The 15,486-nt window shown below is 72.6% G+C and carries 17 protein-coding genes; 5 read left to right on the top strand and 12 right to left on the bottom strand.

Annotated elements, in window-relative coordinates; all coding sequences use genetic code 11:
* Positions 1 to 44: 44 nt before the first annotated feature.
* From ABC270_RS03145 to ABC270_RS03130, 4 genes are read right to left on the bottom strand one after another with little or no spacing between them, the layout of a single operon-like run.
* A complete protein-coding gene (locus ABC270_RS03145; protein WP_412879465.1) occupies positions 45 to 1,991 on the bottom strand; it encodes an amylo-alpha-1,6-glucosidase in 1,947 nt (648 codons plus the stop codon).
* Positions 1,988 to 2,902, bottom strand: a complete 915-nt coding sequence (locus ABC270_RS03140) for a carbohydrate ABC transporter permease (protein ID WP_412879464.1) — start codon at positions 2,900 to 2,902, stop codon at positions 1,988 to 1,990. Before ABC270_RS03140 ends, ABC270_RS03145 begins: the two co-directional genes overlap by 4 nt.
* The gene (locus ABC270_RS03135; RefSeq protein WP_412879463.1) at positions 2,899 to 3,942 is read right to left on the bottom strand and encodes a carbohydrate ABC transporter permease; all 1,044 of its coding nucleotides are present in this window, start codon (positions 3,940 to 3,942) and stop codon (positions 2,899 to 2,901) included. Before ABC270_RS03135 ends, ABC270_RS03140 begins: the two co-directional genes overlap by 4 nt.
* Positions 3,943 to 3,947: 5 nt before the next feature.
* Positions 3,948 to 5,240, bottom strand: coding sequence for a sugar ABC transporter substrate-binding protein (locus tag ABC270_RS03130; RefSeq protein ID WP_412879462.1), 1,293 nt, complete (start codon positions 5,238 to 5,240; stop codon positions 3,948 to 3,950).
* A 103-nt stretch (positions 5,241 to 5,343) separates the two neighbouring features.
* Between ABC270_RS03130 and ABC270_RS03125 the strand changes: the two genes are divergently transcribed.
* Positions 5,344 to 6,402: a LacI family DNA-binding transcriptional regulator gene (locus tag ABC270_RS03125; RefSeq protein ID WP_412879461.1), complete on the top strand. Its 1,059-nt coding sequence runs from the start codon at positions 5,344 to 5,346 to the stop codon at positions 6,400 to 6,402.
* A gap of 148 nt (positions 6,403 to 6,550) precedes the next feature.
* Complete coding sequence (locus ABC270_RS03120; RefSeq protein WP_412879460.1) at positions 6,551 to 7,219, top strand: hypothetical protein; 669 nt, start codon at positions 6,551 to 6,553, stop codon at positions 7,217 to 7,219.
* Here ABC270_RS03120 and ABC270_RS03115 read toward each other — a convergent pair.
* The gene (locus tag ABC270_RS03115) at positions 7,216 to 7,845 is read right to left on the bottom strand and encodes a helix-turn-helix domain-containing protein (protein WP_412879459.1); all 630 of its coding nucleotides are present in this window, start codon (positions 7,843 to 7,845) and stop codon (positions 7,216 to 7,218) included. The two genes, ABC270_RS03120 and ABC270_RS03115, sit on opposite strands and share 4 nt — an antisense overlap.
* A gap of 66 nt (positions 7,846 to 7,911) precedes the next feature.
* Between ABC270_RS03115 and ABC270_RS03110 the strand changes: the two genes are divergently transcribed.
* Positions 7,912 to 8,898, top strand: a complete 987-nt coding sequence (locus ABC270_RS03110) for an NAD(P)/FAD-dependent oxidoreductase (protein ID WP_412879458.1) — start codon at positions 7,912 to 7,914, stop codon at positions 8,896 to 8,898.
* Here ABC270_RS03110 and ABC270_RS03105 read toward each other — a convergent pair.
* From ABC270_RS03105 to ABC270_RS03080, 6 genes are all read right to left on the bottom strand, one after another.
* Entirely contained in the window at positions 8,883 to 9,551 is a 669-nt protein-coding gene (locus ABC270_RS03105; protein WP_412879457.1) for a pentapeptide repeat-containing protein, read from the bottom strand. The two genes, ABC270_RS03110 and ABC270_RS03105, sit on opposite strands and share 16 nt — an antisense overlap.
* A 4-nt stretch (positions 9,552 to 9,555) precedes the next feature.
* Positions 9,556 to 9,975, bottom strand: a complete 420-nt coding sequence (locus tag ABC270_RS03100) for a DUF6314 family protein (protein WP_412879456.1) — start codon at positions 9,973 to 9,975, stop codon at positions 9,556 to 9,558.
* A gap of 9 nt (positions 9,976 to 9,984) precedes the next feature.
* Positions 9,985 to 10,542: a hypothetical protein gene (locus ABC270_RS03095; protein ID WP_412879455.1), complete on the bottom strand. Its 558-nt coding sequence runs from the start codon at positions 10,540 to 10,542 to the stop codon at positions 9,985 to 9,987.
* Positions 10,539 to 10,862: an SHOCT domain-containing protein gene (locus ABC270_RS03090; RefSeq protein WP_412879454.1), complete on the bottom strand. Its 324-nt coding sequence runs from the start codon at positions 10,860 to 10,862 to the stop codon at positions 10,539 to 10,541. The genes ABC270_RS03095 and ABC270_RS03090 overlap by 4 nt, the downstream gene beginning before the upstream one ends.
* 112 nt (positions 10,863 to 10,974) lie before the next feature.
* Positions 10,975 to 12,027 (bottom strand): NAD-dependent epimerase/dehydratase family protein, encoded by a 1,053-nt coding sequence (locus ABC270_RS03085; protein WP_412879453.1) that lies wholly within the window; start codon positions 12,025 to 12,027, stop codon positions 10,975 to 10,977.
* Between the two features lie 46 nt (positions 12,028 to 12,073).
* Positions 12,074 to 13,267, bottom strand: coding sequence for a zinc-dependent alcohol dehydrogenase (locus ABC270_RS03080; protein WP_412879452.1), 1,194 nt, complete (start codon positions 13,265 to 13,267; stop codon positions 12,074 to 12,076).
* 236 nt (positions 13,268 to 13,503) lie between these two features.
* Between ABC270_RS03080 and ABC270_RS03075 the strand changes: the two genes are divergently transcribed.
* On the top strand, positions 13,504 to 14,322 hold the full coding sequence (locus ABC270_RS03075) for a polysaccharide deacetylase family protein (protein ID WP_412879451.1): 819 nt from the start codon (positions 13,504 to 13,506) through the stop codon (positions 14,320 to 14,322).
* Here the strand turns inward: ABC270_RS03075 and ABC270_RS03070 are convergent.
* On the bottom strand, positions 14,292 to 14,819 hold the full coding sequence (locus ABC270_RS03070) for a GNAT family N-acetyltransferase (RefSeq protein WP_412879450.1): 528 nt from the start codon (positions 14,817 to 14,819) through the stop codon (positions 14,292 to 14,294). The genes ABC270_RS03075 and ABC270_RS03070 overlap by 31 nt on opposite strands.
* 50 nt (positions 14,820 to 14,869) lie before the next feature.
* Between ABC270_RS03070 and ABC270_RS03065 the strand changes: the two genes are divergently transcribed.
* Positions 14,870 to 15,472, top strand: a complete 603-nt coding sequence (locus ABC270_RS03065; protein WP_412879449.1) for a TetR/AcrR family transcriptional regulator — start codon at positions 14,870 to 14,872, stop codon at positions 15,470 to 15,472.
* Positions 15,473 to 15,486 lie beyond the last annotated feature (14 nt).

The following is a 15,486-nucleotide window of genomic DNA, read 5'->3' as shown; positions in this document are numbered from 1 at the left end:
CGCCGCGTGCCGCATCAGCGTCGAGCGGACCGCCCGGCCCGCTGTCAGCGCAACGCCACCCACACCGGGAACGCCGCCGCCGCACTCCAGGCCTGCGGCCGGCACGCGGCGGGGTACGGCGCCGGACGAGCGACGTCGGTGGCGGCGTCCCCGGCGTGCAGTTCGGGCATCCGGAACTCGAACGCGACCGCGGCCGCGAGCAGCTGCTCGGCGAGCACCCGCGCCTCGACCGCGTGTCCGGTCCGGACCAACCCGCTGATGACGACCGCGGTGTCGTGCGCCCACACGGTGCCGCCGTGGTAGCTCAACGGCCAGTAGCCGGCGGCCGTGGTGGACAGCGTGCGCAGGCCGAAGCCGCTCGCCATGTCCGGGGCGACGACACGGGCGGCCACGACCGACTCCTCCTCCGGGGTGAGGATCCCGGTGCCGAGCAGGTGCCCGATGTTGCTCGTGGCGGAGTCGACCGGACGCTTCGCGGCGTCGAGGGCGATCGCCGGGTAGGGCCCGACCTCGTCACGGACCCAGAACGCCTCGCGGAAGCGCTCCGCCAGCCGAGCGGCCCACGCCCGCCAGTCGTCGCCTCCGCTGCGGCCGAACGCGTCGAGCAGGTCCGCGCCGTGCACTGCTGCCTCGTGCGCGTACCCCTGCACCTCGCAGAGCGCGATCGGCCCCTCGGCCAGCGTCCCGTCGCGCCACTGCACACTGTCGCCCGAGTCCTTCCACCCCTGGTTCGCCAGACCGCGGCCGGTCTCGTCGACGTACTCGAGCAGCCCGTCGCCGTCGTCGTCGCCGTGGTCGCGCATCCACGCCAGGGCCCGTTCGAGCGCGGGGAGGAGCGCCTCGACCTCGGCGTCGGGCAGTCCGGCCCGCCAGGCGTCGTGGAGCAGGCAGACCCAGAGCGCGGTGGCGTCGACGGTGCCGTAGTACAGCGGCGGCAGGGTGAGCTCGTCGTTGTCGATCGCGAGGGTCGCCTGGCGGAGCTCGTGCATGACCTTGCCGGGCTGCTCGGCCGTGGCGGGGTCGGTCCGTGTGCCCTGCAGCGCGGCGAGCACCCGGAGCGTCCCGCCGGCGATCGACGTGTCGACGGGCAGCAGGAAGCGTGCGGCCCAGATGGAGTCGCGGCCGAACAGCGTGAAGAACCAGGGCGCGCCCGCGGCGAGGAACTCCCCCTCGGGCCGGGTGAGCCGCAGCGCGTCGAGGTCGTCGGTCGCCCGTGCCAGCCAGCGGCGGAGACGGTCGTCCCCGACGCCGTCCGGTGCCGCGAACGGAACAGGGCTGGTGGCGCCGGTCACGACGGCGTCCGGCGCGACGACGGAGCAGTCCCAGCCGAGCTCGACGACGCGGTCGCGTCGGACGCGCCAGGTCAGGACGACGTCACCGTCGTCGAGGGAGACGTCGGCTCCGGGGGCGCTGAGCGTCACCTCGACCGATCCGGCCGTCCAGGAGGCGCGGCTCGCCCCGTCGGGTCCGGGCTGCGTCGGGAGGGCGGCGGGGACGGGCGCGGGGGCGCCGCCTCCCTTCACCGCGTCCATGCCGCTCGCGTCCGGCGAGATGCGGACGGTTACCTCGATCGTCCCCGCGGACGCGTCGACGGCGGCGGCACCGTCGACCGTCCGGTCCGTGATCCGGAGGGTCTCGGCCACGCCGTCGGTCCGCACGCGCCGACGGCGGTCGAGCCGGACGTCGGGGTCGGCACCGGGCGCGTCGAGTCCGCGGAGGAGCGCGGTGAAGACGACCTCCCTCGCGTCCACCGGCGCGGTCGACACGGGTTCCACGTCGGTGGACGCGATCGTCACCCCGACCCGCGACACGAACCGCTGGTCGCCGGTCCAGTACCCGTGCACGGGGTTCGTGCCGACGGTGCCGTGCCGGTCCGACCACGCCTGCGTCGGCGCGGCGAGGACGACGACCTCGTCGTGGAGCAGCGGTTGCCTGGGCCCCGCTGACGCTGCTGTGGTCGTGGTCGTGGTGTCGCTGGTCGTCGTGGTCATTCCTTGACCGCCCCGTCGCTCGTGTTCATGATCCGCTTCTGGAAGACGAAGAAGGCGATCGCGACGGGGATCGTCATCACGAACGCGGCGGCGAGCTTCACCGGGAACTGGTTGCCGGCGCTCAACGCACCGGAGGCCAGGGACGCGACGCCCTTCGTCAGGGTGGTGAGTGCCGGCGAGGACGCCGACACGATGAAGTGCGGCAGCTCGTTCCAGGACCCCTGGAACGACAGGATCGTGATGGTCACGACGGCCGGCCTGGCCATCGGCAGCACGATCGACCAGAACGTCCGGAACACCCCGGCGCCGTCGATCTTCGCCTGTTCCTCGACGCTCACCGGGATCGACTCGAAGAAGTTCTTCATGATGAACACCCCGGCGGCGTCGACCAGCAGCGGGATGATCATGCCGGAGTACGAGTCGTACATGCCGAGCTGGTTGATCACGAGGAACTTCGGGATGAGCAGCACGACGTTCGGCACCGCCATCACCGCGATGATGAGCGCGAACACCGTCTGCCGCCCGGGGAACCGAAGACGTGCCAGCGCGTAGCCGGCGAGGGAGTCGAAGAAGATCCGACCGACGGTGACGAACACGGCGACGATCACCGAGTTCATCGTCCAGATCCCGAAGTCGGAGTTCTCGAACAGCGTCCGGAACGCCGCTCCCGTCCAGGTCGCGGGGAGGGCGAGCGGGTGGAGCGACGCGTCCTCGTCGGTCTTGAACGAGTTCACGATCGCGACGTAGAACGGCAGCAGGTAGACGACGGCGATGACGGCGCCGACGACGAGCAGGGCGATCCCGCGGCCGGTGAGCCTGCGTGGTCGTCGGCCCGGGCCGGGCGCCTGTGTGACGGCTGCGGCGCGGAGGTCCGGCACCGCGCCTCCCGGCCGGGTGGAGGTGGCGGTCATCGCGACCCTCCCTGCTCGATCCAGCGCATGCGGCGGCGTGAGACCGGACGCTCGCGCAGTGCCCACCGCTGCAGGAGCGTGAAGACGATGATGATGGCGAACAGGATGAACGCGATCGCCGCGCCGACGCCCCACTGCTGGTTCTGCCCGAACGCGGTCGAGTAGGCCAGGTAGGCGGGCGTGAGCGTGGTGTTCGCGGGCGCGCCCTTGGTGCCGGTGTAGATCTGGTCGAACACCTGCCACGTCCCGATCAGCCCGAGGGTCAGCACCGTGAACAGGGTCGGGCGCAGCTGCGGCAGGGTGACCCGCCAGAACCGCGTCCAGGCACCGGCGCCGTCGATCATCGCGGCCTCGTCGACGTCGTGCGACAGGTTCTGCAGCGCCGCGATGAACAGCAGCATGAAGGTGCCGCTCGTCGTGAACACCGCAAGCAGGATGAACGCCGTCATCGCCACCGACGGGCCGGCAAGCCACTCCGACCACGGGATGCCGAGAGCGGTGTGGTCGGCGAGGAAGGCGGGCGGCTCGCCCCCGCCGAGCTGGAAGATGCCGGTCGGCTCGTTGAACCAGTTCGGCCCCTGCACCCCGATCCACCCGATGATCGTGTTCACGGCCCCGGTGGAGGAGAACAGGAACAGCCAGAGGACCGTGATCGCGACCGAGCTCGTCACCGACGGGAAGTAGAACGCGGTGCGGAAGAACCCGCGGCCGCGCAGGGCCCGGCCGTTCACGAGGACGGCCAGACCGAGCGCGACGGCGGTCTGCAGCGGCACGACGAACACGACGTACCAGAGGTTGTTCCGCAGCGCCGTGCCGAAGTTCTGCTCGTCGAGGCCGCCCCCGCCGAGGATCTTCGCGTAGTTCTGCCCGCCGACGAACTGGACGCCGGACGAGAACGGGCTGCCGACGCCGCGCCAGTCCGAGACGCTCACCCACGCGGCCATGAGGACGGGGACGAGGAGGAACAGGCCGAGCACGATCACCGTGGGGGCGGTGAACAGCCAGCCGGAGACGGCCTCTCCGCGGTTCTTCCGGGACACGGTCGTCAGCCCTGCAGCGCTGCGGACATGTTCTTCTGCACGCCTTCGAGCAGCGTCTTCACGTCCGTGCTCTTCAGCGTGCCGAGCTTCGAGTCCATGTCCGCGATGACGTCCGCCGTCCCGCTCTTGGTCGGCAGGCCCACCGCGTCGCCGGCCTGGTCGAGGAACGGCGCGTACTGCGGGTACTCCTGCTTCCAGGTGCCCGCGGCCGACTCGACGGAGGGCATGACGCCGAACGCCTTCGCGAACGCGAGCTGCTGGTCGGTGCTCACCATCTTCTCCACGAACGACAGGGCGGCCTTCTGGTTCGGGGAGTCCTTCGCGATGCCCCAGCAGTTCGTGAACTGGAGCGTCCCCGCGCCCTTCGGCCCCGCGGGGAGCTTCGCCACCTCGTAGCCGACGCTCGGGTAGCTCGACGACATCGCACCGGTGAGCCAGTTGCCCTCGATCGTCATCGCGGCCTTGTTCTTGCCGAAGGCGTCACCGCCCCAGCTCTCGCCGAGGTCGCTCGAGAACTTCATCGAGCCGTCGTCGAGCAGGCCCTTGACGTAGTCCAGCGCTTCGACGTTCGCCTCGGAGTCGACCGTGGCCTTCGTCTGGTCACTGTTCGTCAGTGCGCCGCCGGCCTGGGCCATGAACGCTCCGAGCCGCTCGACCTGGGGGCTCACCGCGAGCCCGACGCGGCCGTCCTGCGTGAGCTTCTCGGACACGGACTTCAGCTGGGCCCAGGTCGTGGGGACGTCGGCGTCGGTCAGCCCGGCGGCCTTCCAGTCGGCCGTGTTGATGAAGAGCGCGAGGGTCGAGAAGTCCTTCGGCGCGCAGTACAGCTTGCCGTCGAGGGTGAACGACTTCGTGAGGGTCGGGTAGAAGTCGCTCGTGTCCTTCAGCTGGTCGCCGTACGCCAGGAGCGAGCCGTTCGAGGCGTAGCCCGCGAGCGACGAGGTGCTGACGTAGAAGACGTCGGCGGGCTTGCCGGACGCGAAGCCCTGGGCGAGCTGCTGGTCGAGGTTGTTGGCGGCCTGCACGGTGGCCTTCGTGCCGGACGACTTCGACCACGACGCAGCGGCGCGCTTCACCGCGGCGGTCTCGGCATCGCCGGACGAGCCGATCAGGACACTGATGGGGTCGCTGCTCGAGGTGAGCTTCCCGGACGCGGAGCCGCCCGAGCCACCCGATCCCCCGGAGCCGCCCGACCCGGAGAACCCGGACCCGCAGGCGGAGAGGGTGAGTGCCGCCGTGAGGGCGATCGCGCCCGCGGTCAGCTTGCGTGCTGTGCTTCGTCGCACTGGTCGTTGCATCGGGGACTCCTCGTCGAGTTCATGCTCACGGTGGTTTCGATCGTTCAAATTTGATCGATCAAACGATGTCACGGTACACCCTGGAACCGCTAACGTGAACCCCGTGTCCCAGCCCGCCACCGTCGCCGACGTCGCAGCGGCCGCCGGGGTGTCCCGACAGACGGTGTCGAACGCGCTGAACCGCCCCGAGGTCGTCCGGCCGGCGACGCTGGACCGGGTGCGCGCCGCGATCGACGAGCTCGGGTACCGGCCGCACGCCTCGGCCCGGCGGCTGCGGACACGGCAGAGCTCCACCCTGGGCGTCCGGCTCCCGCCGGTGCACGGCATCTCCGGCGCGGTCCTCGACCGGTTCCTGCACGCGCTCGTCGAGCGGGCGGACGAGCGCGGCATGCGGATCCTGCTCTTCACCGCGACGGATGTCGACGACGAGCTCGCGCACATGGAGCGCCTCGTCGAGGGCTCGGACGTCGACGGGTTCGTCCTGACCTCGACGGCGCACGGTGATCCGCGGGCGGCCTGGCTCGGTGAGCGCGCCGTGCCGTTCGTGACCTTCGGTCGGCCGTGGGGTGTGCCGGACATGGACGACGCCTCGCACCCCTGGGTCGACGTCGACGGTCGGGCCGGGCTCCGGGAGGCCACGGCGGGGCTCATCGCGCGCGGACACCGACGGATCGGGTTCCTCGGCTGGCCGAGCCCCTCCGGCCAGGGCGACGAGCGGCGACTCGGCTGGCGGGACGCCCTGGCCGCAACGGGGCTCGCCGGTGACCGGGACGCGCTCACCAGTCAGGACGACGTCGCTGCGGCCGAGTCGGTGGTGTCCCGTGCGGCGCGCGACGGTGCCGCGTTCGACGCCGTGGTCTGCGCCTCCGACACGCTCGCGCTCGGAGCCCGGTTCGCCCTCGGGGCGGACGTGCCCGTGGTCGGGTACGACGACACCCCGGTCGCCGAGGCCGTCGGCATCTCGAGCGTCGAGCAGCCCCTGGACGCGGCGGCGTCTGCGGCGGTCGAGCTTCCTCATGGGGTCGGGCCGCGCGGTCCTGCCCGCGACGACCGGGCACCGCCTGCTCGCGCCGCGGGTGGTCTGGCGCGGCTGACCACCGCTGTCCTGCCAGCCACGACCGGGCACCGCCTGCTCGCGCCGCGGGTGGTCCGGCGCGGCTGACCACCGCTGTCCGAACCGGTCGGACACGATCCGGTGACGATGGCGGCGACGACGATCCGGACGCGCAACCCGGGGCTACCGTGCACCTCGACGGCCATCGAGTGCACGGACGGTCAGGGGGACGGTCATGGCGGGCAGGCAACGAAGTGTGAGGACGAGGGAGGCGACCGGGACGCGCATCGGCGTGGTGCTCCTGGCGGCCCTGGCGCTGACCGGCTGCGCGACGACGACGGCGGCCGACCCGACAGCGACGCCCGTCACCGGGAGCGCGACCGACGCCGCGGCCACCACGACGACCCCGTCACCGACGACGGCGACGACCCCGCGGCCGACCTCGACGATCACCCCGGTCCCCGGTGTGGACGACGACGCCGGCAAGCTCCCCGACAGCTGCACCGGGCTCGTCACGGCCGGGAAGTGGGACGACGCCTTCGCCTCGGCGCCGCTGAACGACCCCGACGTCGTCGGCGACCCGGTCGAGGCGCCGAAGGACGACCTGACGCCGGTGCTGCAGCCCGACGGGAAGTCCCTGTACTGCGTCTGGCGCGACCCCCGGGCGGACACGACCTTCCTGTCGATCCGGGTCGCGGTCGTGGACTCGACGACGGCGTACGCGCACCTGCAGAGCGCACTGCAGGGCTACGACTGCTCCCTCGACGGGTACGGCTACCGGTGCCAGAAGGTCTCGCAGAACCCCCAGTACCCGGTCACCGACGGCGACACGTACTACACGCGCGGCGACGTCGGCATCCACATCCAGCAGTCCAATGTCACGACCTCGGGTCTGCTCGACGACGTCATCGACCACGTCTTCTAGCGGACGTCCGAGTCCTCCCGAGGGGTGGGCTTCGACCGGACGTGCGCCCGCTCGCCCTGCGGCCCGTACAGGCACAGCACCTCGGTGACCTCCTCGGTCGTGTTCCCCACCCAGTGCGGGGTGTGCGTGTCGAACTCGACGACCTCACCGGGTGCGAGGTCGAAGTCCCGGTCGCCGAGCAACAGCCGGAGCCGACCCGACAGCACGTACAGCCACTCGTAGCCCTCGTGCGTCCGCAGGGTCCGGTCGGTGTTCGCGGGTTCCGGCGGGATGAGCTGCTTGAACGACCGCATCCCGCCGGTCCGCCGGGTGAGCGGCACGACCACCCGTCCGCCGTGCCGCTCGGGCTTGAGGTGCACCCGCGGGTCCCCCGTCGGCGGCGCTCCGACGAGGTCGTCGAGCGGCACCTGGTAGGCCCGCGCGAGCGGCAGGAGCAGCTCGAGCGTCGGCCTGCGCTGCCCGGACTCGAGCCGCGAGAGCGTCGACACCGAGATGCCGGTCTCGGCGGCGAGCGCCGCCAGCGTGACGTCGCGGCGCCCGCGTAACGCGCGGAGTCGTGGGCCGACCGCCTCGACGACGTCCGCGGTCGTCCGCGGGGTGATCCGTGCCTCCCGGTCGTGTGCCATGCCGACATGTTGCCATGTCGGCAAGGTTCCTTGCTGATCCATGTGCTCGGTACGCATGCTGCAGTCATGCGAGATCACTTCGACGTCATCGTCGTCGGCGGCGCGGCCGCCGGCCTGTCAGCCGCGCTCATCCTCGGTCGGTCCCGACGCTCCGTCCTTGTCGTCGACGCGGGCGAACCCCGGAACGCGCCGGCGGAGGGCATCCACAACTACCTCGGGCGCGAGGGCGCCTCGCCAGCAGCGCTCGGTCGCGTCGGTCGCGAGGAGGTCGCCTCGTACGGCGTCGAGGTGACGGCCGGCAGGATCGTGGCGACGTCCACCACGGAGGGGGACGGGACCGATCCGGTCGCCTTCTCGGTCACGTTCGACTCCGGCGCGGTCGTCACGGCACGCAGGCTGGTCGTCGCCTCCGGCGCCGTCGACGTCCTGCCGGAGGTCCCGGGCCTCGCCGAGCAGTGGGGACGCGGGGTCGTGCACTGCCCGTTCTGTCACGGGTGGGAGGTCCGCGACCAGCGCATCGGCGTGCTCGTGACGACCCCGAACGGCGCGCACCACGCCCTGATGTTCCGCGCCCTGAGTGACGAGGTGACGGCGTTCGTCGCCGATCCGGGCCTCGTCGACGACACCGCCCTGGCCGGTCTCCGCGCCCGTGGGATCGAGGTCGTGCACGAGTCGGTCGCCGCGGTGGAGTCCGAGGATGATCGGCTGATCGGCGTGACCCTCGGGTCCGGGGAGTTCGTGGCACTCGACGCCCTCGCCGCAGCGAGCACGGTCGAGGCGCGGGTGGACTTCCTCGCCGGGGTCGGTCTCGAGGCCACCGACTTCGTCGTGGGTGACCACCGCTTCGGGTCTGCGCTGACGGTCGACGGGGTCGGGCAGACCTCGGTCCGGGGCGTGTACGCGGCCGGGAACGTGACCGCGCCGATGGCGACCGTGATCGCGTCGGCCGCGGCGGGGACGGCGGTCGGTGCGGCGGTGCACGGGGACCTCGTGCAGGCGGACCTCGCGGCTGCGGTGGCTGCTGCAGCGTCGCCGCTTCAGTCGACGCGGTAGCCCGCCTGGGCCGCGAGGAGCGGGGCGAGCGTGTACAGCTGCTCGCTGCCGATCGTCGCCCCGCGGAGGCCTTCGAGCCGCTCCACGCGGTCGAGGTCGGTCTCGCGCAGGTCGACGTGCTCGATGCGGGTGTTCGTCCCCTCGACCACGCGGATCCGCGTCCCCGGGAACGCCACCCGGACGAGCTTCGCGTCGGCGAGGTCGAGCTCGTCGACCACGCAGTCGCGCAACACGACGTCGGTGAGGGTCGCGCCACGGAGGTTCACGAAGCCGAGCTTCATGCCGACGAACTCGACACCGTTCAGCCCGGCGTCGTAGAGCTCGGCGGACCCGACGCGGCCGCCCGCGACCCGCACGTCGCGCCAGGTGCTGCTCGAGACGCGGAGCACGGGCGCGTCCAGTTCCTCGACCACGGTGTCCCGGATCCGCAAGCCTCGGAGGTCGGCGTCGTCGGCGCGCAACGACTCGACGACGGACTCCTCGAGCTCGAGGTCGGGCACGCGCTCCCCGGCGAGGTCGAGCACGGCGATGCGCTTGCCCTCGATCCGGTCGCCGGACAGGACGTCGCCGGGGCCCGGCGTCCACGGCTCGAGGTCGGACGGGGACGGGACGGTGGTGCGCGGGGCGTCGGTGCCGTCGGTTCTGCGGGCCATGCGCTCAGTCTGCCCCGCGGGTCCGACGTCGGAGCTCACTCGCGAGCGTGTAGTCCTTCGCCGGGCCGCGGGCGTCCCAGCGGACGGTCCACCGGTCCGCGTCCCCGTCCAGGACGCCGGTGTAGTCGTCCGGCGAGCAGGCGTGCTCCACGGAGGTACCCCAGACCCACGGGTGGAAGACCCGGCCGTCCGAGAAGTGCACCATCCACGAGCCGTCGTCGTCACGCTGGACCGACAGCGTCCGCGAGACCGGCACCGTGCGGCCGTCGAGGGTCATCGTGCCGGACTCGTCCCAGCGCACCTCATCCGGACCGATCAGGGACAGCGTCGTGCTCCCGGTGACGGTGCCCTCGACGTGAGCGAGCCGGTCGACCACCCGCCGCCGGAGTTCCCACTCCCCGAGGAGGTCCGTCGGTTGCAGCACGGGTCCACCCTACGGCCGCGCGCCCGGCCGGTCCCGCGCGCCCGGCCGGTCCTGCTCGCCCGGCCGGTCCTGCTCGCGCTGGCGGCGTCGGAGCGCGAACCAGAGTGCGCTGCCCACCCCGGCCAGAGCGGCTGCGGCGAGCAGTCCACCCGCGATGCCGGCAGTCGAACCGACGCCGTAGTTCGACCAGGGCAGACCGAGCGCCCACTGCGTCGCCGGCCCGACGAGCAGCAGCACCCCGGCCGGGACGACGACCAGGCGCAGTCGCCGCGCGTCGGACCAACCGGGGCGCAGGAGCACGGCGGCGCCTGCCAGCAACGCCACCGCGGCGGCCCCGTACACCCAGGACGATCCGGAGACCCGCCATCCGTGGTGGGCCAGCCAGGCCTCGACGTCGTGGACGATGCGGGCCCAGGCGCCGTCGTCGAAGCCGTACCGTCCCGCGCCGACGGGCAACGGCCAGCCGACGACCGCGAGCAGACCGACGACGGCGCCGAGCACCCCGAGGAACACCGCCCAGAACCGCGGCCCGGCGGCGGGTTCGACGTCGTGCTCGGGGATGCTCACCCGCCGAGCGCCTCCCCGCGGGCCTTCCGGTGCTCCTCGTCGGAGATGACCCCACGGGTGTGGAGGTCGTCGAGCTCGGCGAGCCGCTGCTCGAGCGACTTCGCCGGTGCGAGGGTCTGGCTCTGCATGGCCTGGTACGCCAGGTCCTCCTGCAACGTGAACGGGTTCTGCCCACGCTTCGCCATCCGTGTGCTCCGGACGACGATCGTCACGATGATCGCCACGAACCCGAGGCCGATGATCACCGAGACGACGCCGAACAGCACCCCGAACGCGCTGATGCCGGCGCCCATCTCGTCGCCGAACAACTCTCCGAACACGTCGTCCCCCTTCGTCGGACTGCTCCGACCGTAGTGGACGCCGGGTCGGTCGTGCTGCCCCGCGAACGAGGCCTGCCGACGCTCGGAGGAGTCGCCCGTCAGTGCGAGGTCCTCACCCCTGCAGCGGCCCGGACGCCGGCACGTTCGCCCCGTCCGCGAACCCACCGACGAGCTCGCGCAGCGCGTCCTCCGCGGTGTGCCGCGGTTCCCACCCGAGCTCCGTCCGGGCACGGTCGGTGCGCATGACCGGCACCCCCGCCGCGATGTCGATCCACCCGGCGTCCGTCGGCTGCAGTCGGAGTCGCCACGTCAGCGTCACCAGGCCGCGCAGCAGCCGGAGCGGGACGCGGACGGCCCCGCGCATGCCGAGCGCCCGCGCGATGCGGGGCGGGGTGAGCACGGGTGCCGCGGCGACGTTGAACGCGCCCGCCGCCCGCTGGTCGAGCACCCGCCAGTACGCGTCGGCGAGGTCGTCGGCGTGCACGGCCTGGAACACGAACGGGTACGGCAGCGGCAGCATCGCCCACCGCACCCAGCGGACGATGCGCATCGGCACGAGGTGCCCGAGGAACAGCCCTCGCAGCTCAGCGGCGACGTTCCGCTGGAACACCAACCCCGGGCGGAGTCGCGACACGGTGATCGTCGGGTGCGCCTCGGCGAAGGCGTCGAGGGCGGCCTCGTTCTCGGCCTTGTGCTTCGAGTACGTCGCGGTCGGGATGCCCGTGGCGGGCCAGGACTCGTCGACGGGCGTGCGTTTCCCCGCCGCGTCCACACCGTGGTACGCACCCACCGACGAGGCGACGACGACGTGTCCGACGCCCGCCCGGACCGCGGCCTCGAGCACGTGCGCCTGACCGTCGACGTCCGTCCGTCGTTGCGCGGAGACGTCGTGGGTCGGCTGGAGCGCCCAGGCGAGGTGCACGACCGCGTCCGCGCCCTGCAGCACGGCGGCGAGCTGCGGTACGACGCCGGGGTCGCCGACGTCGAGCGCGTGCCAGACGGCCACGTCGTACGGTGCGACGCGGGCGTCGGGCAGCCGGCGCGCGACCCCGACGACCTGCAGGTCGCCGCCGTCGACACCCTCCCCGGCCAGGCGCGCCGCGGCGAGCCGGCGGAGCACGGCGGTCCCCACGTTGCCGGTCGCCCCGACCACGACGATCCGCATCAGCGTGACCCGCGCGCCGGCCCGCCACAGGACGCCAGCGACCCGGTCACGCCGCGGCCATCGCGGGATCGAGCACGACCTTCACGCAGTCGTCCTGCTTCTTCTGGAACACCGAGTACATGCGCGGTGCGTCCTCGAGCGACACGCGGTGCGACGTGAGGTCGAGCGTGCCGAGCGGGTCCGCGGGGTCCGACACGAGCGGCATGATGTCGTCGATCCAGCGCTTGACGTTGCACTGGCCCTCGCGGATGGTGATCTGCTTGTCGAACAGCGTCATCATCGGCATCGGGTCGGCCATCCCGCCGTAGACTCCACTGAGCGACACCGTGCCGCCCCGGCGGACCAGGTCGATCGCGGTGTGCACGGCTGCGAGCCGGTCGACACCGGCGGTCTCGATCGCCTTCTGGGCGAGCTTGTCCGGCAGCAGTCCGGCAGCGCGCTGCGCGAACCCGGCGACGGGGTTGCCGTGCGCCTCCATCCCGACCGCGTCGACGACGCCGTCGGGTCCGCGACCGTCGGTCAGGTCGACCAGCTGCGGCACGAGGTCGTCGGACAGGTCGAACACCTCGGCGCCGTGCTCCGCCCCGAGGTCGCGTCGGACCTGCTCGGGGTCGACGGCGAGCACCCGGTAGCCGAGGTGCTTCCCGATCCGGGCGGCGAACTGCCCGACGGGGCCGAGACCGAGCACCGCGAGGGTGCCGCCCTCGGGGACGTCGGCGTACTGCACCGCCTGCCAGGCGGTCGGCAGGATGTCGCTCATGAACAGCCAGCGGTCGTCCGGGGTCCCGTCGTCGGGGACGACGATCGGACCGTAGTCGGCGTGGGGCACCCGGAGGTACTCGGCCTGACCGCCGGGCACCTGGCCGTACATCTTCGTGTACCCGAAGAGCGACGCGCCGGTGCCGTACTCCGTCACCTGGGTGGTCTCGCACTGCGACTGGAACCCGTGCCGACACATCCAGCAGTGCCCGCAGGAGATGTTGAACGGGATGACGACGCGGTCTCCGACCTTGAGGTTCGAGACGCCGGAGCCGACCTCCTCGACGATGCCCATCGGTTCGTGCCCGAGGACGTCGCCCTTGTCGATGTACGGTCCGAGCACCCGGTACAGGTGCAGGTCGGACCCGCAGATCGCGGTCGACGTGATGCGCACGATCGCGTCGGTGGGTTCCTGGATGGTCGGGTCGGGGACGGTCTCGACGGACACCTTCTCGGTGCCCTGCCAGGTCAGTGCGCGCACGTCGCGTTCCTCTCGTGGTCGCTCCGGGCCGGCCTGGAGGCACGGCTCGTCTCCGCCCCGTCGCTACCCGCCCGCCCCCGGGTGCCCTCCCAGCCGCGTCCCCGACACGCGGTACCGGCGACGGCGAGCCGTGCCTCCCGTCCGACCGTGCGGCGACCTGCGGTGGCCGACCGGCCACCGCAGGATCGTCCGCCACGGCGATGTGCCGGACGAGAACCCGTCGGATCGTGGTGGGGATGGACCACCGCACCACCCGTCGCACCCTGCTCGCCGGAGCCGGTGCGCTGCTCGCCACCTCGGCGCTGTCGGCGTGCTCGCCTGCCACGCCTCGGCGCGTCGCGGATCCGTCACGCTCCTCGGTGCCCGTCGGCGTCCCGTCGTCGACGCCGACGCCGACGCCGACCCCGACCTGGACTGCGCCGACGATCGCGAAGGTCCCGCTCCCGGCCGGCACGGTGACGGCGCTGCCCGCCGGGACGCCCGCCATCGCGTGGACGGTCGACGACGGCGCGTCCTCCGACGTCGTCGACGCCTACGTCCGGTTCGCCCGCGAGACGGGCACGCGGCTGACCTTCTTCGTCAACGGCGTGCGCCCGTCGTGGACGGAGCACGCCGACGCCATCCGTCCGCTGGTGGAGTCGGGCCAGGTGCAGATCGGGAACCACACGTGGGACCACCCGGCACTGACGGGGCTACCCGACCAGGCGATCGAGGACGAGCTCACCCGCAACCACGACTTCATCGAGCGGACCTTCGGCGTCGATGCCCGCCCGTACTTCCGGCCGCCGTACGGGTACCACGACGCCCGGGTCGACGCCGCCGCCGCGCGCGTGGGCTACACGACGCCGTTGCTCTGGTACGGCACGCTCGCGGACTCCGGGGACATCGGCGCCGGCCAGATCGTCGGGTTCGCCGACGAGTGGTTCACGGCGGGGCGGATCGTCATCGGCCACGCGAACCACCCCGGGACGATCGGTGCGCTCCCCCGGCTCGGTCGACTCCTCCGGCAGCGGCGACTCGGGACCTACACGCTCGACGACGTGTTCTCGCGCTGATCCGGATCCGCGGCGTCGAGGGAGCGACCGAAGCAGACCGAGACGTCCGAGCCCGTGTACGCGCCGAAGAGCGGGATCGGCTCGTACCCCTCGCGCTGGTAGAACCGGATCGCGTCCGGTTGGGCCGGCCCGGTCTCGAGCACCAGCCGCCGTGCTCCGAGTCGGCGGGCCTCCTCTTCCAGTGCCCGGAGCACCGCCGTTGCCACGCCGGTGCCGCGGGCCCCGGGAGCCGCGTACATCCGCTTCACCTCGACCACGCCGGGTCCGAGCACGTCGTCAGTGAGCGGCCGGAGTCCGCCGCAGGCCACCGGAGTGCCGTCGGCGTCCCGCGCGACGAGGAACACCGGGACGTCAGCGGCCGACGGTGGCACGCCCGGTTCGTGGTCGCTCGAGCCGTAGCGGTCGTCGAGCTCCCGGCGCTGCGCGCGGCGGAGGCGGTCCGCGTCGGGATCGTCGAAGGAAGTCGTCGTGATGGTCCAGGGCGTGGCGTCGGGCATGGCCGTCCTTTCGTGACGATCGTTACGGTAACACCTGTTACGCTTACTCTGTGCCCCGGATCCGCGACGACGCCGCGCAGCGCGCACGCCTCTCCGACGCGGTGTTCACGACCCTTGCCGAACTCGGCCCCACCGGGCTGACCCTGCGCGCCGTCGCCGAGCGGGCCGGCTGCACCACCGGGCTCGTCCTGCACACCTTCCCGGACAAGCGCGCGTTGCTCCTCCACGCCCGTGACGTCCTCCACGAGCGCACCCGGGTCCGAGCCGACCAGGCCGAGTCGACCGCTCCCGACCCCGCCGCGGCCGTCCGCGCCGTGGCGCTCGGGGCACTCGCGACGGACGCCGACCGTGCCGCGGAGGCCCGCGTCTGGGTCGGCTTCCTCGCTGCAGCACTCGGCGACCCGGTCCTCGCCGAGCGACACGCCAGGAACGCCCGCGCGTTCGCCGATCGGCTCGCGCGCCTCATCGGCGCCGCGACGGACCTGCCTGCGGACACCTGCACGGCGCGGGCAGCGTCGCTCGGCGCGGCGGTGGAGGGCGTCACCGCGCTCGCTGCCGGCGACCCGGAGCACTGGACGCCCGAGCGCCAGTCGGCGGCGCTCGACGTCGTGCTGCGCGCGGCGCTCGCAGCGGAGCCCGATCCGCGGAGCTGATCGGGCTCCGCTGC

This window comes from Curtobacterium phoenicis (assembly GCF_047238015.1).
Lineage (GTDB): Bacteria > Actinomycetota > Actinomycetes > Actinomycetales > Microbacteriaceae > Curtobacterium.
Note: the sequence above shows the minus strand (reverse complement) of the source record. Positions and strands in the feature narration are given on the sequence as shown.

What these genes read in the sequence shown, in the direction of transcription:
- ABC270_RS03145 (WP_412879465.1), bottom strand. Translation starts at nt 1,991, where the DNA reads ATGACCACGACGACCAGCGACACCACGACCACGACCACAGCAGCGTCA.
- ABC270_RS03140 (WP_412879464.1), bottom strand. Translation starts at nt 2,902, where the DNA reads ATGACCGCCACCTCCACCCGGCCGGGAGGCGCGGTGCCGGACCTCCGC.
- ABC270_RS03130 (WP_412879462.1), bottom strand. Translation starts at nt 5,240, where the DNA reads ATGCAACGACCAGTGCGACGAAGCACAGCACGCAAGCTGACCGCGGGC.
- ABC270_RS03115 (WP_412879459.1), bottom strand. Translation starts at nt 7,845, where the DNA reads ATGGCACACGACCGGGAGGCACGGATCACCCCGCGGACGACCGCGGAC.
- ABC270_RS03110 (WP_412879458.1), top strand. Translation starts at nt 7,912, where the DNA reads ATGCGAGATCACTTCGACGTCATCGTCGTCGGCGGCGCGGCCGCCGGC.
- ABC270_RS03105 (WP_412879457.1), bottom strand. Translation starts at nt 9,551, where the DNA reads ATGGCCCGCAGAACCGACGGCACCGACGCCCCGCGCACCACCGTCCCG.
- ABC270_RS03085 (WP_412879453.1), bottom strand. Translation starts at nt 12,027, where the DNA reads ATGCGGATCGTCGTGGTCGGGGCGACCGGCAACGTGGGGACCGCCGTG.
- ABC270_RS03075 (WP_412879451.1), top strand. Translation starts at nt 13,504, where the DNA reads ATGGACCACCGCACCACCCGTCGCACCCTGCTCGCCGGAGCCGGTGCG.
- ABC270_RS03070 (WP_412879450.1), bottom strand. Translation starts at nt 14,819, where the DNA reads ATGCCCGACGCCACGCCCTGGACCATCACGACGACTTCCTTCGACGAT.